Raw genomic sequence first — 239 nt, forward strand, 5'->3', positions numbered from 1 at the left:
GGGTGATCTCCTTGCCGTCATCCGAGATCTCCGGGAACTTCTTGATCAGAGCCGAACCGGCGGGCGAGGAATCGAAGTAGACGGTCTTCGCGTCGTTCTTCTTCACCGTTCCGTCGTCGGTGTTGTTGGCTTCGACGGTGTTGAAGTTCGCCGAAGTGCCGGCCCAGGTCAGCGCCAGGTCAGCGGCATCGACTGGGGTGCCGTCGGACCACTTGGCATCATCGGTGAATGTGTACTTG

At 59.8% G+C, this 239-nt stretch carries 1 pseudogene; it reads right to left on the bottom strand.

Features of this window, described 5'->3' with window-relative positions:
* Positions 1-239 (bottom strand): annotated as a pseudogene (locus SB749_RS20720) (ABC transporter family substrate-binding protein); the annotation flags it as partial.

It is taken from the genome of Brevibacterium sp. SIMBA_078 (assembly GCF_046534565.1).
Lineage (GTDB): Bacteria > Actinomycetota > Actinomycetes > Actinomycetales > Brevibacteriaceae > Brevibacterium.